The sequence below is a fragment of the Paraburkholderia sediminicola genome, from assembly GCF_046030555.1.
Classification (GTDB): Bacteria; Pseudomonadota; Gammaproteobacteria; order Burkholderiales; family Burkholderiaceae; genus Paraburkholderia; species Paraburkholderia sediminicola_E.
In genome coordinates, this window is record NZ_JAQQCH010000014.1 from 167,599 (window position 1) to 191,687 (window position 24,089).

Genomic DNA, 24,089 nt, shown 5'->3' on the forward strand with positions numbered 1-24,089 from the left:
CTGCTGACCCTTTGATATCATTTCGTTCTTCGTTGGCCCGGTAGCTCAGTTGGTAGAGCAGCGGATTGAAAATCCGCGTGTCGATGGTTCGATTCCGTCCCAGGCCACCAGGATTCAGCCCCAGGAAATCGCAAGATTCCTGGGGCTTTTCCTTTTTTTGCCCCTTTATTGACAGGCATTCGCTGCAGGCGGGCGTGCTCGGCGGCATTGGGCGTCGCGTGATAAAATCGCGCCAGTTCAAGGACTTGCGTGCGAGCGCGTGGCCGACGTTCGGCGGGTACGCCAGCGCGCCAAACACGTCTTTCGTATCCTGAAGCGGGGCCTTCTGCGCACTTTGCCGCAAGACGGCAAGGCTGCAACAGGCGCCGAACCCTTCGCCCGACGATTAACGGTATAAGCGCCCAGCGACTCTGCATGTGGAAGGCGCGGCCTATACTGCTTTGGGCCGGCAGCAGTGCCGGCACGCGTCGCGCCGCGTTGCTTGCATGGCGCACCTCGCGCAGCGCGACGTGGCACTCATCATTCACGGAGTTTCACGGTGATCCGCAAAGACGCTAAACGTAGCGCTCTGGTGCTGTTTTCCGGCGGCCAGGATTCCGCCACATGCCTCGCCTGGGCGCTCGAACGTTATGAAACGGTCGAAACGCTGGGCTTCGATTACGGTCAGCGGCACCGCGTCGAACTCGAATGCCGCGAAGGGTTTCGCAACGGCGTCGTACAGGCATTTCCGGCATGGGCCGACCGGCTCGGCGAAGATCACATGATCGATCTGTCAGTACTCGGTTCGATCAGCGATACCGCGATGACACGCGAAATCGAGATTCACGCCACCGCCAACGGTTTGCCGAATACGTTCGTGCCGGGCCGCAATCTGATGTTCATGACGATCGCGGCGGCCATCGCGTATCGGCGCGGTTTGCAAGTGCTGGTCGGCGGGATGTGCGAGACGGACTTCTCGGGCTACCCCGATTGCCGCGACGACACGATGAAAGCGTTGCAGGTCGCGCTGAACCTCGGCATGGACACGCGCTTCCTGCTCGAAACGCCGTTGATGTGGCTCGACAAGGCCGACACATGGCGTCTCGCGCACGAGCTTGGTGGCGACGAACTCGTCGAACTGGTGCGCGTCGAAACGCACACCTGTTATGTTGGCGAGCGCGCCGAACTGCATGCATGGGGCTTCGGCTGTGGCGAATGCCCGGCGTGCCGCTTGCGCAAGCGGGGTTATGAAGCGTATCTGGCCGGCGAGAAGGTCACCGAGCCAGTCTGACGGTCTGACGTTAGCGCATCGTGCGAACGGTGCCCTAACGGGCAATCATTTTCAGGAACACAAGGCAGAAAGCAGCATGACGTACGCGGTCAAGGAAATCTTCTACACATTGCAGGGCGAGGGCGCGAATGCCGGGCGTCCGGCCGTGTTCTGCCGGTTCGCCGGCTGCAATCTGTGGTCGGGCCGAGAGGAAGATCGTGCGGAGGCGGTGTGCCGCTTCTGCGATACGGACTTCGTCGGCACCGACGGCGAGAACGGTGGCAAGTACCGCACCGCCGAAGAACTGGTGCAGATGATTGCGTCGCAATGGCCGGAAGGCGAAGGCGAGCGCTTCGTGGTCTGCACGGGCGGCGAACCGATGCTGCAGATCGACCCGCCGTTTGTCGACGCGCTGCATGCCGCTGGCTTTGAAATCGCCATCGAGACTAACGGCTCACTGCCCGTGCTCGAGACGATCGACTGGATCTGCGTGAGCCCGAAGGCGGACGCGCCGCTCGTCGTCACCAAGGGCAACGAATTGAAGGTCGTGATTCCGCAGGACAACCAGCGCTTGTCCGACTATGCGAAGCTCGACTTCGAGTATTTCCTCGTCCAGCCAATGGACGGCCCGTCGCGCGATCTCAACACCAAGCTCGCGATCGACTGGTGCAAACGCCATCCGCAATGGCGCCTGTCGATGCAGACCCACAAGTATCTGAACATTCCCTGATTTGCCGTGCTGACGATTACACGAAAACTCGAATTCGACGCGGGCCACCGCATCCCCGATCACCGCAGCCAGTGCCGTAATCTGCACGGCCATCGCTATGTGCTCGAAATCACGCTGCAAGGCGATCTGGTCGACACCGAAGGCGCACCGGATCGCGGCATGGTGATGGACTTCGCCGACGTGAAGTCGCTCGCCGTCGAGCATCTGGTCGACAAGTGGGACCATGCGTTCCTCGTCTACGAAGGCGATACGCAGGTGCGCGGCTTTCTGGAAACGATGGCGGGACACAAGACGGTCGTGCTCGACCGCATCCCCACCGTTGAAAATCTTGCTGCCGTCGCGTTCGGCATCCTCGCGAACGTCTACGACGCGCATTACGGCGTGAATCTGCGTCTGCATAAGGTGCGTCTGTTCGAGACGCCGAATTGCTGGGCCGACGTCGTTCGCGACTAAACGCTGGGTCAACTTCACGACCCAACCCCCGCGTTATTGTCACGGTATGATCGCTCCGATAACCACACGGAGCGAGACATGCCGGTCACCGCATTGCGTCGCAGCAGGCATTCAGGCCGCCATGGCCCTGGCGTTGAGCTGTTCCACCGCGCCAGCATCCTCAACCGTGTTTCAGTCGATGTATTCCATCGCCAGGGAGCGCGGCAATGAGCACCTTCACGAATCCCCTCAAGCAACGTCTGAAAGAAGCCGATCCGCTGTTTGGCCTATGGCTTTCGCTCGGCAGCGATTCGGCTGCCGAGGCGCTCGCGCACGCCGGTTTCGACTGGCTGCTGATCGACATGGAGCATGCGCCGAACGATAGCGGCGATGTCACGTCGCAATTGCGCGCGATTGCCGCAGCGCATCTGCCGAGCGAGCCGGTCGTGCGCGTGCCCGCCAGCGAAGCGTGGCTCGTCAAACGCGTGCTGGACGCGGGCGCTCGCACGTTGATGTTCCCGAATATCGAATCCGCCGAGGAGGCGGCACACGCCGTGCGTCTGACGCAGTATCCGACCGCCGATGCGCTCGACGGTGAGCGTGGCGTCGCCGGCGCGGTGCGGGCGGCTGCGTACGGCATGCGGCGCGACTACGTGCAGAGCGCCAATGCGCAGATTGCTAGCATCGTGCAGATCGAGTCGGCGCGCGGCTTGGAGGAAGTGGAGAAGATTGCGGCGACGCCGGGTGTCGATTGCCTGTTCGTCGGACCGGCCGATCTGGCCGCGAGCCTTGGTCATCTCGGCGATTCGAAACATGCCGAGGTACAGACCGCGATGGCGCGCGTTGTTAGCGCGGCCGACAAGGCCGGTATCGCCACGGGAATTTTTGCTATGGATGCCGCGAGCGCAAAGCAGCATCGCGATGCCGGTTTTCGTTTTATTGCCTTGGCCGCCGACGTCATGTGGATGTTGCGCGCGACCCGCCAGGCGTTGCAGGAGGTGAGGATATGAAGGGGATGGTGCAGTGCGTCGTGGTGCGTCTGGTGGTCACAGCGGCGTTGATGGCGAGTATGACGGCGTATGCGCAGGACAGCCGCGTCGCGAAGTCGAACGATCCGGAGACGCAAACTGCGGTCGCCGATTACAACGCCGGCAATCTGGGCGCAGCGCTTACCGAGTTCCGTAAAGCCGCCGAGCGCGGCAACCGGCTCGCTGAGTTCAACTACGCGATGATGCTGCTCAATGGTGAGGGCGCCCCAGCCAATGTCGACGAAGGCAAGAAGTGGCTGCGCAAAGCCGCCGATGCCAACATGTCGCACGCGCAGTACGTCTACGGCAAGATGTACGACGACGGCGAGTTCGTCGGGCGTGATCCGGTCGAGGCACATCGGTGGTTCCTGAAGGCCGCGCGTCAGGGACACGTGCAGGCGGAACTTGCACTGGCCAACCAGTTCCTTGACGGCCGCGGCACTGCACGCGACAACCAGCAGGCGTTCGTCTGGTACAAGAAGGCCGCGCAAGGCGGCGACATGACCGCGCAGTACGTAACCGGCTCGTTCTACGAACGCGGTGGCGACGGCGTGGACAAAAACCTGAACGTGGCGCGTGCGTATTACGCGGCAGCGGCCGTTCAGGGCGACCCGGCGGCGAAACTCAAGTATCAGCAACTGAGCGCGCAGCTGCGGGATCAACACGAGGTGAAACCGCAGTAAATGAAAAAGGGGCGCTCCTGACGGGGACTGCACCCAAAAGCATGGACGAGAGCGTGTCCAACTTTTGAGGTGCAGTTCAGACGGTGCGCCCCTTTTTGTTCGTTCGGCCGTTTTTCTGTGGCGTTTTCGCGAGTCGATTAGCGCTGCGCCGCAGCCCTGTGTGCCGCTCTAACTCTGCATCAACCGCTTCTGCCGCGCGATGCTCATGATGAGGCCAATCGCGACCCCCAACGTAGTCAGCGCGGTGCCTCCGTAACTCATGAATGGCAACGGCACGCCCACCACTGGCAAGATCCCGCTCACCATGCCGATGTTGACGAACGCGTAGGTGAAGAACGCCATCGTCAGCGACCCGGCCAGCAATCGCCCAAACAGCGTCGCCCCATTGGCCGCGATATACAAACCGCGCGCGATCAGCAGCATATAAAGCGTGAGCAGCACGATCCCGCCCGCCAGCCCGAACTCCTCGGAAAATACCGCGAAGATGAAGTCGGTGTGCTTCTCGGGGATGAATTCCAGATGCGCCTGGGTACCCTTGAGCCAGCCCTTGCCAAGCGGGCCGCCCGAGCCGATTGCAATCACCGCCTGGATCGTGTGGAAACCCTTGCCGAGCGGATCGGACGTCGGATCGAGCAGCGTACAGATACGGTGCTTCTGATAATCGTGCATCAGCGGCCATTGCACTTCCGGCTGACAGATCTTGTCCTGGAACGCCGCGATCGAGCCAACCGCGATCACGCCCGCAATCAGCACCGGCACGATCAGCTTGAAACTCAGCCCCGCGAAGTAAATCACGAAGAAGCCCGCCGCGAACACCAGCACCGCGGTGCCCAGGTCAGGCTGCTTGGCGATCAAAGCGACCGGCACAATCAGAATCACGAAGCCAACCAGAAAGTCGTACCAGCGCATGACGCCTTCACGGCGCTGGTAGTACCAGGCCAGCATCAGCGGTGTGGCGATCTTCAGAATCTCCGACGGCTGGATCACCACGCCGACGTTGATCCAGCGCTTCGCACCCTTACGCGTGAGGCCGAACATCGCCACCGCAACCAGTAGCGCGATCCCGAATGTATAGAGCGGGACCGCGAAGCGCATCAGCGTGGTGGGCGGCACATTGGCCAGTGCCCACATCAGCACGAACGTCAGCATGATGTTGCGCAGTTGGTCTTCCACCCGGCCCGGCATGTCCAGCGTCGCACTGTATAGCGTGACAATGCCGACGCACAGCAGCAGAAACACGATCAGTGCGAGCGGCCGGTCGAAGCCCACGAACATCCGCTTGATGCGGTCGAGCCAGGCGCGCTTGTCGAATTGCATGCCTTTCTCCTTACTCGTCGATGCCGCCGGAAACCGGCTGGCGTGGCGACGTAGGCTGAATGCCGTCATCCCGCGACGGAGCGGCGGCGGTAGGCACCGGTTCGCTGCCTGGGCGGGGTTTGTGCGGGACGCCGGATTTACGCGGCGCTGGGTTCTTTGCAGCGCCGGGCGCGGACGCGGAAGCCGCGACGGCCGTCGACGCGCCGGCCGCACCAGCCGCGGCCGCAGGCATTGACGCAGTGGCCGGGGCCGATGCAGCCGCGGCAGCAGAAGCCGCCGGCGCGGCCGAAGCGGCGCCCGGCATCGGCAGTGCTGTGAAGCCCGCCGCGACCTTGACCGGTTGCGCCGCGTCCTGTGGCGTCGGTGCGCCACCCACTTCAGGCGCGGACGCATCCTGCGTCGCCGAGGCCGCCGCCGCGACGGCCGCCGCTTCAGCGCCGGGCTTGTTCTTGCCGACCAGGTAGTAATCCAGCACGCGACGTGCGATCGGACCGGCCGCTTCCGCGCCCCAGCCACCGTTTTCGACGATCAGCGCAATTGCGATCTTTGGCTGTGCGGCCGGCGCGAACGCGATGAACAGCGCGTGATCGCGCAGATGTTCGGCGACCGCGTGGCCTTTGTAGTTGGCGCCTTGCAATGAATACACCTGTGCCGTGCCGGTCTTGGCGGCTGCCTGATACGGTGCGCCGATGAACACCTTCGACGCTGTGCCGTTGGTCACAACACCTTCCATCGCGCGCTTGATGATGTCGATGTCCGATTGCTTCACGGCGATCTTGTCGCTCGGATCGCGCACGACCGGGCGCGTATCTTTCGTGATCGGATTTTCGATGTCGCGCACGAGGTGCGGCTTCATCACGACGCCGTTGTTCGCGAGCGTGGCCGTGGCGTGGGCGAGTTGCAGAATGGTGTACGAGTTATAGCCCTGACCGATGCCCAGACTGATCGTTTCGCCTTCATACCAGCGCTGCTGTTCGGGCTTGCGGTACGCCTTGCGCTTCCAGTCGGTCGAAGGCAGGATGCCGCGCGCTTCGCCCGAAATGTCGATGCCGGTGATCTGGCCGAAGCCCCATGGCTTCATGAAGCCGGCGATCGCGTTGACGCCGAGATCGTGCGCGAGCATGTAGAAATACGTGTCGTTCGACACCACGATCGCGCGGTTCATGTCGACCCAGCCCTGGCCGGAGCGCACGTCGTTACGGAACGTATGGCCGCCGAACGTGTACGAGCCCGGATCCTGGAAGCCCCAGCCCGGTGTGCGCTTATGCAGCGTCAGGGCGGCGAGCGCCATAAACGGCTTGTAAGTCGAGCCCGGTGGATAGGTGCCGTGTAGCGGGCGGTTCAGGAGCGGGTGGTCCGGCGAGTTATTGAGCTCGTCCCAGGTCTGCTGATCGATGCCGTCGACAAACGAATTCGGATCGAAGCTTGGCGCCGACACGAACGCGAGCACGTCGCCGGTTGCCGGTTCGATCGCGACCAGCGCCCCGCGGCGGCCCGCAAACGCCTGTTCGGCGACCTGCTGCAGGCCGATGTCGATCGACAGTTCGAGGTTATTGCCCGGCGTTGCCTGGGTGCGCGACAGCGTGCGCACGGGCCGGCCGCCCGCGGTTACTTCGACTTCCTCAAAACCGGTCTGGCCGTGCAGTTCCGTCTCATAGCTCTGCTCGACGCCGATTTTGCCGATGTAGTCGGTGCCCTTGTAGTTGTTCGCGTCGAGGCGCGGATCGTAGTGGTCTGGATCGCTGTCGTTCTGATCGCTGGCGTCGTCGATACGGTCCTGATCGCGCTGCGAAATCCGGCCGATATAGCCAATCACGTGCGCAGCGGTCGGTCCGAGCGGGTATTGGCGGAACAGGCGCGCGCGCACTTCCACGCCCGGAAAGCGGAAGCGTTGTGCGGTAAAGCGCGCGACTTCGTCGTCGGTGAGACGGGTGCGGATCGGCAGGCTCTCGAAATTCTTCGAGTCTTCCTGCAGCTTTTTGAAGCGGCGGCGGTCGCGAGCGTCGATCGAGACCACGGAAGCCAGATTGTCGATGACGTTTTCGAGCGTGTCGTTCAGCTTCGACGGTGTGATTTCGAGCGTGTAGGCCGAGTAGTTCTTGGCCAGCACCACCCCGTTACGGTCGGTGATGATGCCCCGGTTCGGCACGATCGGTGCGACCGAGATGCGGTTTTCGTCGGCTTGCAGCGAGTACTTGCTGTAGTGCCAGACCTGCAGGACCAGGAAACGGAAGCCGATCAGCCCGAAACAGACGAACACGAACACGCCCGCCGCCGCGACCCGCAGGCGGAACTTCGAGAGCTGTTGCTGAGTGTCCTTGAATTCGGTCATGCGATTCTGCAAAAGGCCGCGTGACGGCCGTCATGAGTGTGCGCCCAATCCGGCCGGAGCCGGGAGGCATGAACAGCGATGCGCGTCGAGCGGGCCGGGTACGTGGATTCCATCGGAACGAACGGCCGGTGCGCTCGATGCGTGATTAAATCGGCCGCGTATCGTCCGGATCGGCAGGGCGGCGCTGCGGCATCAACAGCAGCATGCTGGCGACCGGCCACAGCGCGGCTTCGACGAAGCCGTCGATCAGGTAACTCCAGCCTGGAAACGCCGCGCCCGTCAGCAGACGGATCACGAACGGCACCAGCTGCGCAACGACCAGCAGCGGCATCACCGCGAAGGTCTGTACGCCGAGCGACATCCACAGCACGCGGCGATGGATCGTAATCGCGCCATACGACAACAACGTATACGCCAGCGCGTGCTCGCCGAGCAGGCTGGCGTTGTGCACGTCCATCAGCAGGCCGAGAAAGAATGCGATGCCCATGCCGACTTTGCGTGGCTGGTGCACGTTCCAGAACAGCAGCACGAGCGCCACGAAGTCCGGCACGCCGGCGAGACGCCCCCACGGCATCAGGTTCAGCAAGAACGCCGCGGCGAGGCTGAACGCGATGAAGTACGGATTGACCGGCTGCAGGATGTATTGCGGGCGGTTCATGGCTGGGTCCCCGGCGTGGCGTGCGGCTTCGCGCTCTTGTCCGCGGCCGGTTTCTTCTCGGCGGTGGCTTTCTTCTCCGCGGCGGCGGGCTTGGCGGGCGTTTTCTCGGCGGGTTTGGCGGCCGGCTTTTCAGCCGGCTTGGCAGCGGATTTATCCGCCGCGGCCTTGCTGTCCGTGGGTTTGCCGCCCTTCTTCGCTTTCGCGTCTTTCGCGGACGTGGCCGCATCGGGCTCTTCCGCCGGGCGCGGTGGCACGTTATTCACATAGTGCAGCACCAGCAACTGACGCGCGCCGCGCACGGGTGCAACCGGCAAGCAGATCACGCGAGCGAACGCTGTGTCGGCCTGTTTGTCGACCCGCACGACCTTGGCGACCGGCAACCCTGGTGGGTAAACGCCGTCGAGCCCGCTCGTGACCAGTTCGTCGCCGGTTTGCACATCGGCGCTGATCGGCACAAAGCGCAGATCGAGCGTATCGCCCTTCGGCGTGCCGTAAATTACGCTGCGCAAGCCGGTGCGCACGATTTGCACGGGCACGGCCTGGTCTTTGTCGGTGAGTAGCGTTACCTCGGCTTGCAGCGGGAACACGCGCGTCACCTGACCGATTACGCCGTCTTCATTGACGACCGGTGAACCGTCCTGGACGCCTTGCTGGGCACCGCGGCCGATCACGACCTTCTGCGTGAACGGATCGCGCGTGTCGTACTGGATCTCAGCGGGCAGTGATTCTGTGGTCGAGCGCTGCGAGAGTTGCAGCAGCGCGCGCAAATGGGTGTTTTCGGCAGCCAGTTCGGCGGCCGTATTGGCTTGCTGCGAGAGCTGAAGGTCTTTGGTGCGCAACTTGTCATTCTCGCTGCGCAGCGTGGCGCTGGTCACGGCCAGGTCGGCAGCGCCCATGAAGATGTCGCGCGGCACGAGGGCTGCGCGTTGCAACGGATAAAGACCCGCGCCGAGCACGCCGCGCACGATTTCGAGCGTTTTGAAGCGTGCATCGGAGATCAGCAGGGCGAGCGCCAGCACGACGAAAAACACCAGCCGTGCGAGAGCGGACGGGCCTTGCTTGAACAGGGGCGGCGGACTGTATTCCATGGTCGCCGGGGGCGTGAGCGGTTGGGTGAGACGGCGGCGCGCGGGGGGCGCGCGTTCAGCGCGCGGAGGCTGGCAGGCCCAGCCAACGGCAAACCGGCCCACGAGGGGCCGTTTGCCTGATCCGCGTTACTGACATGGAGACGGGCTCGCTTACTCGTACGAGAAGATGCTGCCCAGCTTGTCCATGCGTTCGAGCGCCATGCCCGAGCCGCGCACAACGCAGGTCAGCGGGTCTTCGGCGACGAGCACCGGCAGGCCGGTTTCTTCGGCGAGCAGGCGGTCCAGATCGCGCAGCAGTGCGCCACCACCCGTGAGCATCATGCCGCGCTCGGCGATATCCGCACCCAGTTCCGGCGGCGTTTGTTCGAGCGCGATCTTCACCGACGACACGATCTGGTTCAGCGGATCGGTGAGGGCTTCGAGGATTTCGTTGCTGGAGATTGTGAAGCTGCGCGGAATGCCTTCCGACAGGTTGCGGCCCTTCACTTCCATTTCCTTGACTTCGGAACCCGGGAACGCGGAGCCGATTTCTTTCTTGATGGCTTCGGCGGTTTGCTCGCCGATCAGCATGCCGTAGTTGCGGCGGATGTAGTTGACGATAGCTTCGTCGAACTTGTCGCCGCCTACGCGCACCGAACCCTTGTACACAATGCCGCCGAGCGAGATCACGCCGACTTCAGTCGTGCCGCCGCCAATGTCGACGACCATCGAGCCGGTTGCTTCCGACACCGGCAGGCCGGCGCCGATTGCGGCTGCCATGGGTTCTTCAATGAGGTAAACCTGCGAAGCGCCTGCACCGTGCGCCGCTTCCTTGATGGCGCGACGCTCGACCTGGGTCGAACCGCACGGCACGCAAATGATGATGCGTGGTGACGGCGAGAACATGCGCGATTCGTGAGCAGTTTTGATGAACTGCTTGATCATCTGTTCGGTGACGGTGAAATCGGCGATCACGCCGTCTTTCATCGGGCGGATCGCCTCGATGTTGCCCGGCACCTTACCAAGCATCTGCTTGGCTTCCTTGCCGACTGCCTGAATGGTTTTCTTACCGTTGGGACCGCCTTCCTGGCGGATCGAGACCACCGACGGTTCATCAAGAACGATACCTTTGCCACGCATATAGATGAGCGTGTTGGCAGTGCCAAGGTCAATCGCCAGATCGTTGGAGAAGTAGCTGCGCAAAAAGCCGAACATTCAAAATCCTGTCTCGCTTGGGGCCGGGCCTCGCAACGTATGCGCAGAGGGCGGCAGCGGAAAAAATAACAGCTTCAACCGGGCGGAAGCGGCGCCACAGGAACTTGAAGCTGCGAGGGAGTCTACCGGAGGCCGGAGCAAGGCCTGGTCAGAAAAATCCGAACTATCTTTGGGAATTGTTCAGAAAGGCCTTGTTAAGTCGGTCCGGGTTTGGGTCGAACGCGTAATGATACCTTATAATTTTGGATGTTTTGAAGGAAACGGAAGGCACTTTTTGCCGCCGCTGGCCCCTTTTTCGAGGTCTTCCTCCAGTGTCGTAACCCGCTGTCGCAGCATTGTTTTCTCCCGCTGCGGCGGTCCACCACATTTTCCGGTGACTGCATGGCTCTGACCCTGACCGATGTTAAACGCATCGCGCACCTCGCGCGGCTCGAACTGGCCGACGCCGACGCTGAGCACACGCTTGTCCAGCTCAACGATTTTTTCGGCCTTGTCGAGCAAATGCAGGCGGTCGATACCACCGGCATCGCCCCGCTTGCCCATCCGATCGAGCAGATCGAAGACGTCGCGCTGCGCCTGCGTGACGACGCGGTGACCGAAACGGTCGAACGCGAAGCTTTCCAGCGCCCGGCGCCGGCCGTCCAGGACGGCCTGTACCTGGTGCCGAAGGTGATCGAGTAAGACCCGCGAATAAAGCTCAGGATAAAACGCAATGCATGAAAAAAGCTTGACCGAACTGCGCGCCGCACTGGCGGCCAGGGAATGCTCCGCAGTCGAACTGGCGCAGCTGTATCTGAAGCGGATCGAAGCGGCCAACAGCCTGAATGCGTTCATTCAGGTCGACCCGGACCTCACGCTCGCGCAGGCGAAAGCCGCGGACGCGCTGCTGCATACCGGCCACGCCGGCCCGCTGGTCGGCCTGCCGATCGCGCATAAGGACGTGTTCGTCACCAAGGGCTGGCGCTCCACGGCCGGCTCGAAGATGCTGTCGAACTACGAAAGTCCGTTCGATGCAACGGTGGTCGCGCGTCTGCAGAGCGCCGGCATGGTGTGCGTAGGCAAGACCAATATGGACGACTTCGCGATGGGCTCGTCCAACGAGAATTCGTACTTTGGCCCCGTGCAGAATCCGTGGGATCGTAAGGCTGTGCCAGGTGGTTCATCGGGCGGCTCGGCGGCTGCGGTCGCTGCGCGCCTCGCGCCCGCTGCAACCGGCACCGATACCGGCGGCTCGATCCGCCAGCCGGCGTCGTTCTCCGGTATCACCGGCATCAAGCCGACGTACGGCCGCGTCTCCCGTTACGGGATGATCGCGTTCGCGTCGTCGCTGGATCAGGGCGGCCCGCTGGCCCAAAACGCCGCGGATTGCGCGACGCTGCTCAACGCCATGGCCGGTTTCGACGAACGCGATTCGACCAGCCTGACGCGCGAAGACGAAGACTTCACGCGCTACATCGGCAAGCCGTGGAAAGACGGCGGCGCTGACAAACCGCTCGCCGGCTTGCGTATCGGCCTGCCGAAAGAGTATTTCGGCGAAGGGCTGGCCGACGACGTGCGCGCCTCGATCGACACCGCGCTGAAGCAATACGAAGCTTTGGGCGCGACGCTGGTGGAAGTCTCCCTGCCGAAAACCGAACTGTCGATCCCGGTGTACTACGTGATCGCGCCGGCGGAAGCTTCGTCAAACCTGTCGCGTTTCGACGGCGTGCGCTTCGGCCATCGCGCGGCGGAGTATCGCGATCTGCTCGACATGTACAAGAAGTCGCGTGCGGAAGGTTTCGGTCCGGAAGTGAAGCGCCGCATTCTGGTGGGCGCCTATGTGCTGTCGCATGGCTATTACGACGCGTACTACCTGCAGGCGCAAAAGATTCGCCGCATCATCGCGCAAGACTTCCAGGAAGCGTTCAAGCAGTGCGACGTGATCATGGGGCCGGTCGCGCCGTCGGTGGCATGGGACCTCGGCGCGAAGGGCGACGACCCGATGCAGATGTATCTGGCCGACATCTACACGCTGTCGGTGAGCCTCGCCGGCTTGCCGGGCATGAGCGTGCCGTGCGGTTTCGGCGCGGGCGCGAATGCGCAGCGTCCGGTGGGTCTGCAGATCATCGGCAACTATTTCAATGAAGCCCGGATGCTGCAAGTGGCCGACGCGTTCCAGCGCGCGACCGACTGGCACCGTCAAGCACCGGCAGGAGTGTGAACACCATGGCCAAGCAATGGGAAGTCGTGATCGGTCTGGAGACCCACGCGCAACTGTCGACCGTTTCGAAGATTTTTTCGGGTGCTCCCACGCAATTCGGCGCTGCGCCGAACACGCAAGCATGCCCCGTCGATCTGGCATTGCCGGGCACGCTGCCGGTGATGAACCGCGGCGCTGTCGAGCGCGCGATTCAATTCGGGCTCGCAATCGGCTCGACCATCGCGTCGCGCAGCATCTTCGCGCGCAAGAATTACTTTTACCCCGATCTGCCGAAGGGCTATCAGATCAGCCAGTATGAAATCCCCGTCGTGCAGGGCGGGCAGGTGACGATTCAGGTCCCGGCTAACGAAAAGGCGGGCAAAGAAGCGTACGAGAAGGTCGTCAATTTGACGCGCGCCCACCTTGAAGAAGACGCGGGCAAGTCGCTGCACGAAGACTTCGCGGGCATGACCGGCATCGACCTGAATCGCGCCGGCACACCGCTGCTCGAAATCGTCACTGAGCCGGAAATGCGCAGCGCGGCTGAGGCGGTCGCGTATGCGAAGACGCTGCACACGCTGGTCACCTGGCTCGGCATCTGCGACGGCAACATGCAGGAAGGCTCGTTCCGTTGCGACGCGAACGTGTCGGTGCGCCCGGTCGGTCAGGCGGAATTCGGCACGCGTGCCGAGATCAAGAACCTGAACTCGTTCCGCTTCCTTGAAGAAGCGATCCAGTACGAAGTGCGCCGCCAGATCGAATTGATCGAAGACGGCGGCACGGTGGTGCAGGAAACGCGTCTGTACGATCCGGACAAGCGCGAAACGCGGTCGATGCGCAGCAAGGAAGACGCGCACGATTACCGCTATTTCCCCGATCCCGATCTGATGCCGCTCATGATCGACGCAGCGTGGGTCGAGCGCGTGAGGGGCGAACTGCCGGAACTGCCGGTCGCGATTCAACAGCGCTTCGTCACCCAATATGGCCTGACGCCGTACGACGCCAATGTGCTGACGTCGAGCAAGGCCATGGCGGCGTACTACGAAGCGGTTGTGCTCAAGGTCGGCCCGGCTCAAGCCAAGGTTGCAGCAAACTGGCTGATGGGTGAGGTGTCGTCGCAACTGAATCGTGAAGGCGTGGATTTTGCGGACAGCCCGGTTTCGTCGGCGCAACTCGCGCTGCTGCTGCAACGTATTGCTGACGGCACGATCTCGAACAAGATCGCCAAGGAAATTTTCCTCGCGATCTGGGAAGAGAAGGCCACCGACGAAGCCGCTGCCGATCGCATCATCGAAGCGAAGGGTTTGAAGCAGATTTCGGACACCGGCGCGCTGGAAGCGATCATCGACGAAGTGCTCGCCGCGAACCAGAAGTCGGTTGAGGAATTCCGCGCGGGCAAGGAAAAGGCGTTCAACGCACTGATCGGTCAGGCGATGAAAGCGACCAAGGGCAAGGCCAATCCGGCGCAGGTGAACGAACTGCTGAAGAAGAAGCTGTCCTGAGTTGACACTGGGCTAAGTCTCAGTCGAAAAAGCCACGGTCGAAGCGCGAGCTTCTACCATCACGGGCTGTTGCCGGAAACGAAAGTGGGGGCAACGGCCCGTTTCATTTTGCGGGCTCGTTTAAACGCAGATCACGGAGTGTGAATGGCGAAGCAACCCGAACTCGACGATTTCCGCGTACCGTATTTCGACGAGGGCAAGAAGAACAGCAAATTCTCGCTCGACGCTCTCGACCCGGCCGCGAAGCCTTTTTCGACCGGTTCGAAAGATACCGACCGGGCGCGTTTGTCGGAGATCGGCGCGAAGCTCGATACACTGCAGGAGTGCCTGCACGCGCAGCAGAGACGTCGGGTGTTGCTGGTGCTGCAAGGCATGGACACGAGCGGCAAGGACGGCACGATCCGCGCGGTGTTTCATGAAGTTGATCCGCTCGGTTTGCGCATCGTGCCGTTCAAGGCGCCGACGCCCGTCGAACTGGCGCACGATTTTCTCTGGCGCGTGCATGCACAGGCGCCCGCTGCTGGAGAACTGACCATCTTCAACCGCAGTCACTACGAAGATTTGCTGGTGCCGACCGTGCTCGGCGATCTGGATGCCGAAGCATTCGAGCGACGCTGTTGCCATATTCGTCAGTTCGAAGAACTGCTCGCATACAGCGGAACCGCCATCATCAAATGCATGCTGCACATTTCAAAAGACGAGCAGCGTGCGCGTCTGCAGGCGCGCATCGACGATCCGAGCAAGCACTGGAAATTCGACGTCGCCGATCTCGAAGCCCGCAAGCAGTGGGACAAATATCAGACGGCGTACTGCGATGCGCTGGCCGCGACTTCGACCGACTACGCGCCGTGGTACGTCATCCCGGCCGATTCGAAGACCCATCGCAATGTGATGGTTGCCGAGTTGTTGCTACGCACGTTCGAAGCGTTAAAGCTCGAATATCCGCCTGCCAAAGAATCGCTGAAGGGCATCAAGGTCAAATGACCCTGTACCTTCGGCCCTTTGCTCCAGAAACGAATCGAACATAAAAGGAACGACATGTTGCGTGTGATTACCGCCAACCTGAATGGCATCCGCTCAGCGGCGAAGAAGGGTTTTTTCGAATGGTTCGGCGAACAGAAAGCCGACGTGCTGTGCGTGCAGGAAATCAAATGCTCGCAGGACGATTTGACGCCGGAATTCATGTCGCCGCACGATTTCACCGGGTATTTCCAGCATGCGGTGAAGAAGGGCTATAGCGGCGCGGGCGTGTACACGCGTCACGAGCCAGACGAAGTCATTATCGGTTTCGGCAGCGAGGAATTCGATCCGGAGGGGCGTTATGTCGAATTGCGCTTCGGCAAACTGTCGGTGATTTCGGTATATGTGCCGTCGGGATCGAGTGGTGAAGAACGCCAGCAGGCCAAGTTCCGGTTCATGGACGAGTTCATGCCGCATCTCGCGGAACTGGCCAAGGAGCGCGAAGTGATTGTGTGCGGCGACGTGAACATCGTCCACAAAGAGATCGACATCAAGAACTGGAAGAGCAACCAGAAGAATTCAGGCTGCTTGCCGGAAGAACGCGAGTGGCTCACCAAGCTGTTTGATGAAGTGGGTTACGTCGACGTGTTCCGTACGCTCGATCAGCGGCCGGAACAGTACACGTGGTGGAGCAACCGCGGTCAGGCGTATGCGAAGAACGTGGGGTGGCGGATCGACTATCAGATCGCGACGCAGGGTATCGCCAGCAAGGCGAAACGCACCGACGTGTTCCGCGATATCAAGTTCAGCGACCATGCGCCGCTGACGATCGATTACGACCACAAGCTCAAGAAGTAAGCACGGCTAGAACCGCAGCGGAACCGCGTGAGCCGCAGGCGGGCCGCAAGCCGCAAGCGCTGCGGCCCGCGCAACTCACTCGCTGATCGGTTTGCGGCGCGGGCGGCCCATGCCGGCATAGTCCGGCAATGCATCGACGCTCTTGCCGATGGCCTTCGCATAGAGCGGCAGCATATCGGGCAAACGCTTGATGATGTCCTGGCGGCGCGCCGGCGTGTACGGGTGCACGTAGATATAGCCCTGGTCACGATTGCTGCGCGTCGCCTTGGCCAGCTTGTCCCATAGCGTGACCGCCGCGCGCGGATCGAAGCCGGCGCGCGACGCGATATCGCTGCCAATTACGTCGGCCTCGGTTTCGTCGGTGCTTTCGTACTTCATCTCCAGCAACCGCGAACCGATGCCGAGCGGCGCCGCGCCCAGATCGGCGAGTCCGAATAGCTGCGGGATCGTGCCGGATGAGTCGAGCTGGCTGGACTGGAGTTCGCCGAGTCGCTCACGCGCATGCTCGCGCAATGCGTGCGCAATCTCGTGGCCGATCAACATGCCGAGTTCGTTGTCATTCAGACGCGTGCGATCGAGCAGGCCGCTATACACAACGATCTTGCCGCCCGGCAGGCAATACATGCGGATATCGGGCGAGCGCACCACCGCCACATTCCACTTCCAGCCCTTCGCGCGCTCATTCCACTTCAGCGAATAGGGAATCAGCTTGTCGACGATCGAACGAACGCGAGTGACGTGGGCATCGGTATCGCCGTACAGGCGGTCCGCATGCTCCGCGCCGTACACGATCTGGCTGAATTCCTCGCCGGCTTGCGCCTCGAGCATGGGCGACGGGATCAGGTTACGAAATACGAGGTAGCCGCCGTAGCGCAACTGTGTGTTCGGACTACTGTAAGACGGGGCAGCGGGCGCGCTGGCGGCGGGCGTCGAAGTCGCGGCAGGCGCTTTTGTGGCCGCTGCCGGCACCGAGGTTGCGGCAGGCGTTCTGGCCGTTACCGGTGGCGGTGGTGGCTGCGTTGAAGAGGGCGGCGTGGCGGCCGCAGGCGCGCTGCCGGCTTTTGTGGCGCTGGTCGCGCTGGCCGTTGCCGATGTCGCGTTTTCGGGACTCGCTGTGTTCGTCGCCGACTTTGCCGCCGTCGTCGGAACTGTCGTGGCAGCGGTGGCCGGTGCGGCTGCACTGGTGCCGACCGCAGGCATCGCGGTCGCGTAGACGCTCAACGGCGCCGCCAACGTCAGGCTCGCGCAACCGAGCGCCAACGCCACTCGCAGCACCGCGCGGCGGGCTTTGGCCGAAGGAATCCCGGAGACCTTCGATTCCGGGCGCGTCACGCGCGCTGACAGAAGCGCCGTCACGACCGGGTTCTCCAAGGCGCAATGCGCAGCAGAAGCAGCATGCCGGGCAGCCCCAGCGCGGTACACACGATGAAGTAATCGAACCAGCCGATCTGTGCGACCACATAGCCGCTTGCGGCCGATGCCAACGTGCGCGGCACGGAGGCGAGACTCGTGAAAAGCGCGAACTGCGTAGCGGTGTAACGCGGATCGGTGGTGCTGGCGATGTACGCGGTGAAGGCCGCCATCGTCAGACCGGTCGCGAAGGTCTCCAGGCCGTAGACCAACGCCAGTGCGACTGAGCGTGGATCGAGCTGCACGGTCCAGTCGATGCCGACCAGCGCGAGCAGCCTTGAGGTGCCCTGGCTCAGCCAGACAGCGATGTCATAGATCGCGGCAAGACCGGGCGACGCCGGGCCGAGATGCGCGAGCCATGCAAAGCCGAGCGTCGACACCATCTGCAGGACGCCGAAGATCCAGAGTCCGCGGCCGATGCCGACCTTCATCAGCCAGATCCCGCCGACGAGCCCACCCGCCAGACTTGCGCCGAACGCAGTGGTCTTGGCGATTACACCGATCTGCGTACGCGAAAAGCCGATGTCGAGAAAGAACGACGTGGACAGCGTGGTCGCCATCGTGTCGCCGAGCTTGTAAAGGAAGATGAAGCCAAGCACGAAGAGCGCGCCGCGCCACCCATCGCGCTGGATGAATTCGCTGAACGGCTGCACGATCGCTTCGCGCAGATTCTTCGGTGGCGTGCCGTGTACTTCGGGTTCGCGCACCACCAGCGTCATGATCATGCCGGGCAGCATGAATGCGGCGGTGACGATGAAAACGGTGGTCCACGGCAAATGGTCGGACAGAATCAGCGCCAGCGAACCCGGCACCAGCGCGGCGATCTTGTATGCGTTCACATGCACCGCGTTGCCGAGACCCTGCTGTGTGTCGCTCAGCAATTCACGCCGGTAGGCGTCGATCACGATGTCCTGGCTTGCGCCGAAGAACGCGACCAGGGCCGTCAATGCCGCCACTGTCCAGATCGAGTCGCGCGGCGACACGAAACCTAGTGTCCCGATCGCGCCCGCAACGAGAATCTGTGTGACCAGCATCCAGCCGCGCCGTCTGCCCGGGCGCCAGCCCGGAAAACGCGGCACGTAGCGGTCCATCAACGGCGCCCAGATGAATTTCCAGGTGTACGGGAACTGAATCAGCGCAAAAAGGCCGATTTCCTTCAGATTGACGCCTTCGGAACGTAGCCACGCCTGCACCAGATAGACGAGCGTGAACAGCGGCAGTCCCGACGTAAAGCCGAGAAAGACGCAGATCAGCATGCGCGTATTCAGAAACGCGCGCCAGCCGGGATGTTCTTCGTGAGCGGTAAGTGCAGGCGCCTCGTGCGGCGGGTTCGACATGTGGATAAGTGGTGTTAGCTTTTCTTGACGCGATAGACCGCAAGACTACCACGCCAGTTCACCCCCCATCGCACCACCTGGCCATCGTGAAGCACCACGCGGTCGAGAATCTCGATGCCGACTTCCGGCGCCAGCGCTTCGAAATCCTTGATCGTCAGCACCCGCACGTTCGGCGTGTTGTGCCACTGATAAGGCAGCGACTTCGACACCGGCATGCGGCCCTGCAGCACGGAAAGCCGGTGCGCCCAGTAACCGAAATTCGGGAACGAGACGATGCATTCCTTGCCCACCCGCACTGTCTCGCGCAGGATCGCGGCCGTCTGGTGGATGGTTTGCAGCGTCTGTGACAGAACGGCGAAATCGAAGCTGCCGTCTTCGAACAGACGCAGGCCGTCTTCCAGATTCTGCTGGATCACGTTGACGCCGTTCTGCGTCGACGCCAATACCCCTGCGTCGTTGATTTCGATACCGTAGCCTTGCACGTCCAGTTCTTCGGTCAGGAGCGACAGCAACGAGCCATCGCCGCAACCCAGATCGAGCACGGTGGCGCGTGGTTCAACCCAGCGGGCAATCGCGCGGAAGTCCGGGCGCAGCGCCAGATAATCGAGTGCTCGCTGGTTCATGCGTTCACCTCGTTCGCAATACGTTCGTAATAGGCGCGCATCAGGTTGTGATAGCGCGCGTCGTCGAGCAGAAAGGCGTCGTGACCATGCGGCGCGTCGATTTCCGCGTAGGTCACGGTGCGCTTGTGATCGAGCAGCGCCTTCACCAGTTCGCGCGAGCGGGCCGGCGCGAAACGCCAGTCGGTCGAGAAACTGGCGATCAGGTATTTCGCCGTGGTGTGCGCGACGGCGGCGGTCAGATCGCCGTCGAAGGCTTTGGCCGGATCGAAATAGTCGAGCGCGCGGGTGATCAGCAGATACGTGTTCGCGTCGAAGTAGTCGGCGAATTTGTCACCCTGGTAGCGCAGATACGATTCCACCTCGAATTCGACGTCGAAGTTGAAGTTGTATGCGTCCACCGCGCCTTCCGCGCGGCGCAGCGAACGGCCGAATTTCTCGGCCATGTCGTCGTCCGACAGGTACGTGATGTGGCCGATCATGCGCGCGACGCGCAAGCCGCGTTTCGGCTTCACGTTGTGCGCGTAGTAGTTGCCGCCGTGAAAATCCGGGTCCGACAGGATCGCCGAGCGCGCCACCTCGTTGAACGCGATGTTCTGCGCGGACAGCTTCGGCGTGGACGCCACCACGATGCAATGGCCCACGCGTTCCGGATACATCATGCTCCACGCGAGCGCCTGCATGCCGCCGAGGCTGCCGCCCATCACCGCGGCGAAGCGCGTGATGCCGAACTCATCGGCGACGCGCACCTGCGCGTTCACCCAGTCTTCAACCGTGACCACCGGAAAGGTCGCGCCGTACGGCTTGCCCGTCGCCGGATCGATGCTCATCGGGCCGGTCGAGCCGAAGCACGAGCCCAGGTTGTTCACGCCGATCACAAAGAACCTATTGGTGTCGAGCGGCTTGCCCGGGCCGACCATGTTGTCCCACCAGCCGATGTCCTTCGGATTGTCGGCGTACACGCCCGCCACATGATGCGACGCGTTGAGCGCGTGACACACCAGCACGGCATTGCTGCGCGCGGCGTTGAGCGTGCCGTAGGTCTCGACCATCAGGTCGTAACCGGCCAGCGAGCTGCCGTTCTGCATGAGCAGCGGCTCGGTGAAATGCATTTTTTGGGGAGCGACGATACCGATCGATTCCATTCATTCCGCCATTTAACAAAAACAGGGCGGCTAGATTGGCGTCGGCGAGGCACGAAGGAGAAACGGTGTGCGCGGCTGACGACCTCTTTAGCCGCATTTATAGTGAACCGCAGGAAACATTTCCGGCAGTTCGCGCGCCCGCAATCGAGTCAGCAAATCGGCGCGTGATAGGTGTTCAGGGTGTTCTGGACAGCGGTCTCAGGAATATCGAGTTGCCGAAGTCTGGCGCAAAGTATAGCGGAAAATTTCATGCGGCAGCGGCGGGGCTCCTCGTGAACCCGCGTGCCGCGCGGACTACTGAAGAATCAGCAGCAGTTGTGCATCGGCATGTTCGGCGGGCTGCCGTGCAAAGCCGCTGCGAACATATCGATGCCAGCGGCCGATGATGTAGCTCAGCAGCAGACTCGCACGAATCGCGGGATCGTAGCCGGTGGGCAGCGAGGCGGCATGCGGATTCGCGCTCTGGCTTGCGTTTTCACCCGTGCTTGCGTTTGCCTCCATCTGGGCCAGCCGCAAACACTGCTTCAACGACGCTTCAATCCGCTCCAGCATCTGATTGACGCGCTCGGTCAGTCGCTCGTGCTCGCCGACCAGCGCCTCGCAGGTCAGCACGCGCGTCATGCCGGGATTCTTTGCCGGGAAGTTGAGCAGCATCAGCGCGATTGCACGGGCTTGCAGCACGCCGTTGTTTTCTTTGTCGGCGATCTGGTTGATCAGGCCGAAGATGGTCTGCTCGATGAACTCGATGAGCCCTTCGAACATTTGCGCCTTGCTGGCGAAATGGCGATACAGCGCGGCTTCGGAGACGCCGAGCCGGGCGGCGAGCGCCGCCGTGGTGATCTTTTCGCTCTTCGGCGCCTCCAGCATCGCGGCAAGCGTCTGCAGGATGTGCACGCGACGCTCGCCCGGCTTCAGGCGCGCCGCACGTGGGGCGGCCGACGGGGAGGGTTCGTCTTCGGCTACGGCTTCGTCAGGCTTGTCGATCGGCTGCATGGCTGTCGTCCCGAATGCTGTCCCTTCAATCGAACCGAGCGGGTGCCCAGTCGTAGCGATTTTAACGAACGAATGCAGCGATCGACATAGTGCGGCCGACCGGTGCCCGGCAGACGCGTTGGTATGCCGTCCGCGTGCGGTTTGCGCGGCAAATGGCCGGTGATCCACACGGTGCGGATGCCGAGCCGCCGGTAGTTCTTCAGATGTGAGCGCGTGTCTTCCACGAGGATCACATCTTTAAGCGAGACGTGCGCATCGCGCATCGCCCGGCGCAGCATCGCATGGTCAGGTTTGGCGCGCCAGTTGCGGCGATCGCGCATATGTTCGATGGCAATCACCTGTTCGAACAGACGCTCGATGCGCAGCTTTTGGAGCACCGCGCGCGCATAGGCCTCGGGCGCGTTAGTCAGCACGATCTTGCGACCGGGCAGCGACGCGACGAGACGCGCGACGCCGCGTTCGTGACGGATCATCGAACCGAGATCGGAGAACGTGTGCACGACTTTCAGGAAGTCGTTCGGGTCGAGCGGATGGTGGCGTGCCAGACCGAGCAGCGTCGCGCCATAACGTTGCGTGTAGCCGGTGCGCAGACGGTTGGCTTCGTCGATATCGACGCCCAGCGCGTCGATGATGTATTGCGTCATGCCCTGATTGATCGCCGGGAAGATCGCGTGCGAAGCGTGGTGCAGCGTGTTGTCGAGATCGAACAACCAGACCGGACTGCCGCCTGCGATGTGTGGACGACGGCGTCGGGAAGCGGGGGTGCGCATGATGGAGGACGCCGTTCAGGCGCGAGCAGTCGCTTCACGCAGCGAATGCGGACGACGATTCGCGATGCGGAAGGCGGTAAAAGAGGAGAGCGTGTCTTTGCGCCGGAGGGCGGTGCGCTGTGCACCACGTGGCGCAGTGATGGTGTATCTGCACGGCCCACACGGCACGCCAGGCTGGCGTGCCGTGTGGGCCGGGTTTGAGGCAGGAATCAATGCGAGCGGATCATCGTGCCGAACGGCTGTTCGGTGAGAATTTCCAGCAGCACCGAGTGCTCGATGCGCCCGTCGATGATGTGTACCGAACGTACGCCGCTCTTCGCGGCATCCAGCGCCGACGAAATTTTCGGCAGCATGCCGCCGGAGATCGTGCCGTCTGCGAACAGGCCGTCGATTTCGCGCGCCGACAGATCGGTCAGCAGATTGCCTTCCTTGTCCATCACGCCGGGGATGTTGGTCATGATCACGAGCTTTTCGGCGTTCAGCACAACCGCCAGTTTGCCCGCGACCAGATCCGCATTGATGTTGTACGACAGGCCGTCTTCGCCGAAGCCGATCGGCGAAATCACCGGAATGAACGCGTCGTCCTGTAGCGCTTTCACAACCGCGGGATTGATCGCCTCGACTTCGCCCACCTGGCCGATATCGAGGTACTGGCCCGGATTGTCGCGATCCGGCATCTGCATCTTGCGCGCGTGGATCAGGCCGCCGTCTTTACCGGTCAGGCCGACCGCGTGGCCGCCAAAATGGTTGATCAGCGTGACGATGTCCTGCTGCACTTCGCCGCCGAGTACCCATTCGACGACTTCCATCGTCTCTTCGTCGGTGACGCGCATACCCTGAATGAACGTGCCCTGCTTACCGATCTTTTTCAGCGCCTGGTCGATTTGCGGACCGCCGCCGTGCACGATGACCGGATTGATACCGACCAGCTTCAGCAGAATCACGTCGCGCGCGAAGCCTTGCTTCAGCCGCTCTTCCGTCATGGCGTTGCCGCCGTATTTGATGACCACGGTCTTACCGTGATACTGGCGAATGTAAGGCAGCGCCTCGGCCAGGATTTCAGCCTTCAGGGTGGGCGCGATCTGCGAAAGGTCAGGAAGCTCGGACATGGCGGCAGGCTCAGGCACGGAACAGTTAAAACAGGGCGAATTGTACAGGACTGGCGCGCTGCAACAGGGTTTTCGACACCGGCGCCGGTGACGGGCGGCGCAGGCTTTGCGCACTGCGCAATGGACAGGTGGAAGCAGCGCCCGACAATCAAGCTTACCGTCGTTCGGATAGGCCTGTGAATTGGCCGAACGGCCGACTCGCCGCGGCCCGCCAGCCGTGGCATCATTTCCTGATTCAGGCTTAAGCGAGACCATCCGGCCCCTTATGAAATTGTCAGCTTCCCGCTCCGAAAGCAGCGCGCTTTGTCCGCGCTGTGGTCAGGCATTCGATTGCGCCATGCACGGAGTGCCGTTCGACTGCTGGTGCAAAGCGATGCCCGCCATGCCGGCAGACCGGCTCGATCCGACCGGCCGCTGCCTGTGTCCTGAATGTCTCGCAGCGGAGATCGCACGAGCCGTGCAGCCGGCGCCGGGAGCCGGCTCACCTTGAACGTG

23 protein-coding genes and 1 tRNA gene are annotated in these 24,089 nt (G+C 62.3%); 12 read left to right on the forward strand and 12 right to left on the reverse strand.

Going from position 1 to position 24,089, the window contains the following annotated elements; translation table 11 throughout:
• Positions 1-34: 34 nt before the first annotated feature.
• From PQQ52_RS20885 to PQQ52_RS20910, 6 genes are all read left to right on the forward strand, one after another.
• Positions 35-110 (forward strand) — tRNA-Phe (locus tag PQQ52_RS20885).
• A 428-nt stretch (positions 111-538) separates the two neighbouring features.
• Positions 539-1,270, forward strand: a complete 732-nt coding sequence (queC, locus tag PQQ52_RS20890) for a 7-cyano-7-deazaguanine synthase QueC (RefSeq protein ID WP_408215270.1) — start codon at positions 539-541, stop codon at positions 1,268-1,270.
• A gap of 76 nt (positions 1,271-1,346) precedes the next feature.
• Complete coding sequence (gene queE / locus PQQ52_RS20895; RefSeq protein WP_408215272.1) at positions 1,347-1,979, forward strand: 7-carboxy-7-deazaguanine synthase; 633 nt, start codon at positions 1,347-1,349, stop codon at positions 1,977-1,979.
• A gap of 6 nt (positions 1,980-1,985) precedes the next feature.
• Positions 1,986-2,432, forward strand: coding sequence for a 6-carboxytetrahydropterin synthase QueD (queD, locus tag PQQ52_RS20900; protein ID WP_408215274.1), 447 nt, complete (start codon positions 1,986-1,988; stop codon positions 2,430-2,432).
• 206 nt (positions 2,433-2,638) lie between these two features.
• On the forward strand, positions 2,639-3,421 hold the full coding sequence (locus PQQ52_RS20905; RefSeq protein WP_408215276.1) for an HpcH/HpaI aldolase family protein: 783 nt from the start codon (positions 2,639-2,641) through the stop codon (positions 3,419-3,421).
• 50 nt (positions 3,422-3,471) lie between these two features.
• Entirely contained in the window at positions 3,472-4,122 is a 651-nt protein-coding gene (locus PQQ52_RS20910; RefSeq protein ID WP_408215387.1) for a tetratricopeptide repeat protein, read from the forward strand.
• A gap of 168 nt (positions 4,123-4,290) precedes the next feature.
• On the opposite strand, the gene rodA is transcribed toward PQQ52_RS20910, so the two are convergent.
• The 5 genes from rodA to PQQ52_RS20935 all read right to left on the reverse strand — a co-directional run bounded on the left by rodA (position 4,291) and on the right by PQQ52_RS20935 (position 10,711).
• Entirely contained in the window at positions 4,291-5,439 is a 1,149-nt protein-coding gene (rodA, locus tag PQQ52_RS20915) for a rod shape-determining protein RodA (protein ID WP_408215279.1), read from the reverse strand.
• 10 nt (positions 5,440-5,449) lie between these two features.
• Positions 5,450-7,771, reverse strand: coding sequence for a penicillin-binding protein 2 (gene mrdA / locus PQQ52_RS20920; protein WP_408215281.1), 2,322 nt, complete (start codon positions 7,769-7,771; stop codon positions 5,450-5,452).
• Positions 7,772-7,916: 145 nt separating this feature from the next.
• Positions 7,917-8,429 carry a rod shape-determining protein MreD gene (gene mreD / locus PQQ52_RS20925; RefSeq protein ID WP_097390898.1) on the reverse strand — a complete coding sequence of 171 codons (513 nt, stop codon included), beginning with the start codon at positions 8,427-8,429 and terminating at the stop codon, positions 7,917-7,919.
• Positions 8,426-9,517 (reverse strand): rod shape-determining protein MreC, encoded by a 1,092-nt coding sequence (gene mreC, locus PQQ52_RS20930; protein ID WP_408215283.1) that lies wholly within the window; start codon positions 9,515-9,517, stop codon positions 8,426-8,428. The genes mreD and mreC overlap by 4 nt, the downstream gene beginning before the upstream one ends.
• Positions 9,518-9,667: 150 nt before the next feature.
• A complete protein-coding gene (locus tag PQQ52_RS20935) occupies positions 9,668-10,711 on the reverse strand; it encodes a rod shape-determining protein (protein ID WP_004189550.1) in 1,044 nt (347 codons plus the stop codon).
• A gap of 381 nt (positions 10,712-11,092) precedes the next feature.
• Here PQQ52_RS20935 and gatC point away from each other — a divergent pair, with 381 nt between their 5' ends.
• From gatC to PQQ52_RS20960, 5 genes are all read left to right on the forward strand, one after another.
• Positions 11,093-11,392 carry an Asp-tRNA(Asn)/Glu-tRNA(Gln) amidotransferase subunit GatC gene (gatC, locus tag PQQ52_RS20940; protein WP_095417749.1) on the forward strand — a complete coding sequence of 100 codons (300 nt, stop codon included), beginning with the start codon at positions 11,093-11,095 and terminating at the stop codon, positions 11,390-11,392.
• 31 nt (positions 11,393-11,423) lie between these two features.
• The gene (gatA, locus tag PQQ52_RS20945; RefSeq protein ID WP_408215286.1) at positions 11,424-12,911 is read left to right on the forward strand and encodes an Asp-tRNA(Asn)/Glu-tRNA(Gln) amidotransferase subunit GatA; all 1,488 of its coding nucleotides are present in this window, start codon (positions 11,424-11,426) and stop codon (positions 12,909-12,911) included.
• 5 nt (positions 12,912-12,916) lie between these two features.
• On the forward strand, positions 12,917-14,392 hold the full coding sequence (gatB, locus tag PQQ52_RS20950; RefSeq protein ID WP_408215288.1) for an Asp-tRNA(Asn)/Glu-tRNA(Gln) amidotransferase subunit GatB: 1,476 nt from the start codon (positions 12,917-12,919) through the stop codon (positions 14,390-14,392).
• A gap of 144 nt (positions 14,393-14,536) precedes the next feature.
• On the forward strand, positions 14,537-15,376 hold the full coding sequence (locus PQQ52_RS20955; protein WP_408215291.1) for a PPK2 family polyphosphate kinase: 840 nt from the start codon (positions 14,537-14,539) through the stop codon (positions 15,374-15,376).
• A 54-nt stretch (positions 15,377-15,430) separates the two neighbouring features.
• Positions 15,431-16,210: an exodeoxyribonuclease III gene (locus tag PQQ52_RS20960; RefSeq protein WP_408215293.1), complete on the forward strand. Its 780-nt coding sequence runs from the start codon at positions 15,431-15,433 to the stop codon at positions 16,208-16,210.
• Positions 16,211-16,285: 75 nt separating this feature from the next.
• Here PQQ52_RS20960 and PQQ52_RS20965 read toward each other — a convergent pair whose 3' ends face one another.
• The 7 genes from PQQ52_RS20965 to argB all read right to left on the reverse strand — a co-directional run bounded on the left by PQQ52_RS20965 (position 16,286) and on the right by argB (position 23,594).
• Positions 16,286-17,512 carry a M48 family metallopeptidase gene (locus PQQ52_RS20965; RefSeq protein ID WP_408215390.1) on the reverse strand — a complete coding sequence of 409 codons (1,227 nt, stop codon included), beginning with the start codon at positions 17,510-17,512 and terminating at the stop codon, positions 16,286-16,288.
• A 50-nt stretch (positions 17,513-17,562) separates the two neighbouring features.
• Positions 17,563-18,957 carry an AmpG family muropeptide MFS transporter gene (locus PQQ52_RS20970; RefSeq protein ID WP_408215296.1) on the reverse strand — a complete coding sequence of 465 codons (1,395 nt, stop codon included), beginning with the start codon at positions 18,955-18,957 and terminating at the stop codon, positions 17,563-17,565.
• Positions 18,958-18,971: 14 nt separating this feature from the next.
• A complete protein-coding gene (metW, locus tag PQQ52_RS20975) occupies positions 18,972-19,580 on the reverse strand; it encodes a methionine biosynthesis protein MetW (protein WP_325044186.1) in 609 nt (202 codons plus the stop codon).
• Complete coding sequence (metX, locus tag PQQ52_RS20980) at positions 19,577-20,722, reverse strand: homoserine O-succinyltransferase MetX (protein WP_408215299.1); 1,146 nt, start codon at positions 20,720-20,722, stop codon at positions 19,577-19,579. Before metX ends, metW begins: the two co-directional genes overlap by 4 nt.
• A 294-nt stretch (positions 20,723-21,016) precedes the next feature.
• Positions 21,017-21,715, reverse strand: a complete 699-nt coding sequence (slmA, locus tag PQQ52_RS20985; RefSeq protein ID WP_408215302.1) for a nucleoid occlusion factor SlmA — start codon at positions 21,713-21,715, stop codon at positions 21,017-21,019.
• A complete protein-coding gene (locus PQQ52_RS20990; RefSeq protein ID WP_408215305.1) occupies positions 21,682-22,485 on the reverse strand; it encodes a pyrimidine 5'-nucleotidase in 804 nt (267 codons plus the stop codon). Before PQQ52_RS20990 ends, slmA begins: the two co-directional genes overlap by 34 nt.
• A 209-nt stretch (positions 22,486-22,694) precedes the next feature.
• On the reverse strand, positions 22,695-23,594 hold the full coding sequence (gene argB / locus PQQ52_RS20995) for an acetylglutamate kinase (RefSeq protein WP_408215308.1): 900 nt from the start codon (positions 23,592-23,594) through the stop codon (positions 22,695-22,697).
• Between the two features lie 265 nt (positions 23,595-23,859).
• Between argB and PQQ52_RS21000 the strand changes: the two genes are divergently transcribed.
• Positions 23,860-24,084: a cysteine-rich CWC family protein gene (locus tag PQQ52_RS21000; protein ID WP_408215311.1), complete on the forward strand. Its 225-nt coding sequence runs from the start codon at positions 23,860-23,862 to the stop codon at positions 24,082-24,084.
• The last annotated feature ends 5 nt before the right edge of the window (positions 24,085-24,089 follow it).

Excerpts from the sequence above, each read along its gene's own strand:
- queE (WP_408215272.1), top strand. The coding sequence starts at position 1,347 with ATGACGTACGCGGTCAAGGAAATCTTCTACACATTGCAGGGCGAGGGC.
- PQQ52_RS20905 (WP_408215276.1), top strand. The coding sequence starts at position 2,639 with ATGAGCACCTTCACGAATCCCCTCAAGCAACGTCTGAAAGAAGCCGAT.
- PQQ52_RS20910 (WP_408215387.1), top strand. The coding sequence starts at position 3,472 with ATGGCGAGTATGACGGCGTATGCGCAGGACAGCCGCGTCGCGAAGTCG.
- rodA (WP_408215279.1), bottom strand. The coding sequence starts at position 5,439 with ATGCAATTCGACAAGCGCGCCTGGCTCGACCGCATCAAGCGGATGTTC.
- mrdA (WP_408215281.1), bottom strand. The coding sequence starts at position 7,771 with ATGACCGAATTCAAGGACACTCAGCAACAGCTCTCGAAGTTCCGCCTG.
- mreD (WP_097390898.1), bottom strand. The coding sequence starts at position 8,429 with ATGAACCGCCCGCAATACATCCTGCAGCCGGTCAATCCGTACTTCATC.
- mreC (WP_408215283.1), bottom strand. The coding sequence starts at position 9,517 with ATGGAATACAGTCCGCCGCCCCTGTTCAAGCAAGGCCCGTCCGCTCTC.
- PQQ52_RS20935 (WP_004189550.1), bottom strand. The coding sequence starts at position 10,711 with ATGTTCGGCTTTTTGCGCAGCTACTTCTCCAACGATCTGGCGATTGAC.
- gatC (WP_095417749.1), top strand. The coding sequence starts at position 11,093 with ATGGCTCTGACCCTGACCGATGTTAAACGCATCGCGCACCTCGCGCGG.
- gatA (WP_408215286.1), top strand. The coding sequence starts at position 11,424 with ATGCATGAAAAAAGCTTGACCGAACTGCGCGCCGCACTGGCGGCCAGG.
- gatB (WP_408215288.1), top strand. The coding sequence starts at position 12,917 with ATGGCCAAGCAATGGGAAGTCGTGATCGGTCTGGAGACCCACGCGCAA.
- PQQ52_RS20955 (WP_408215291.1), top strand. The coding sequence starts at position 14,537 with ATGGCGAAGCAACCCGAACTCGACGATTTCCGCGTACCGTATTTCGAC.
- PQQ52_RS20960 (WP_408215293.1), top strand. The coding sequence starts at position 15,431 with ATGTTGCGTGTGATTACCGCCAACCTGAATGGCATCCGCTCAGCGGCG.
- PQQ52_RS20970 (WP_408215296.1), bottom strand. The coding sequence starts at position 18,957 with ATGTCGAACCCGCCGCACGAGGCGCCTGCACTTACCGCTCACGAAGAA.
- metW (WP_325044186.1), bottom strand. The coding sequence starts at position 19,580 with ATGAACCAGCGAGCACTCGATTATCTGGCGCTGCGCCCGGACTTCCGC.
- metX (WP_408215299.1), bottom strand. The coding sequence starts at position 20,722 with ATGGAATCGATCGGTATCGTCGCTCCCCAAAAAATGCATTTCACCGAG.
- slmA (WP_408215302.1), bottom strand. The coding sequence starts at position 21,715 with ATGCAGCCGATCGACAAGCCTGACGAAGCCGTAGCCGAAGACGAACCC.
- PQQ52_RS20990 (WP_408215305.1), bottom strand. The coding sequence starts at position 22,485 with ATGCGCACCCCCGCTTCCCGACGCCGTCGTCCACACATCGCAGGCGGC.
- argB (WP_408215308.1), bottom strand. The coding sequence starts at position 23,594 with ATGTCCGAGCTTCCTGACCTTTCGCAGATCGCGCCCACCCTGAAGGCT.
- PQQ52_RS21000 (WP_408215311.1), top strand. The coding sequence starts at position 23,860 with ATGAAATTGTCAGCTTCCCGCTCCGAAAGCAGCGCGCTTTGTCCGCGC.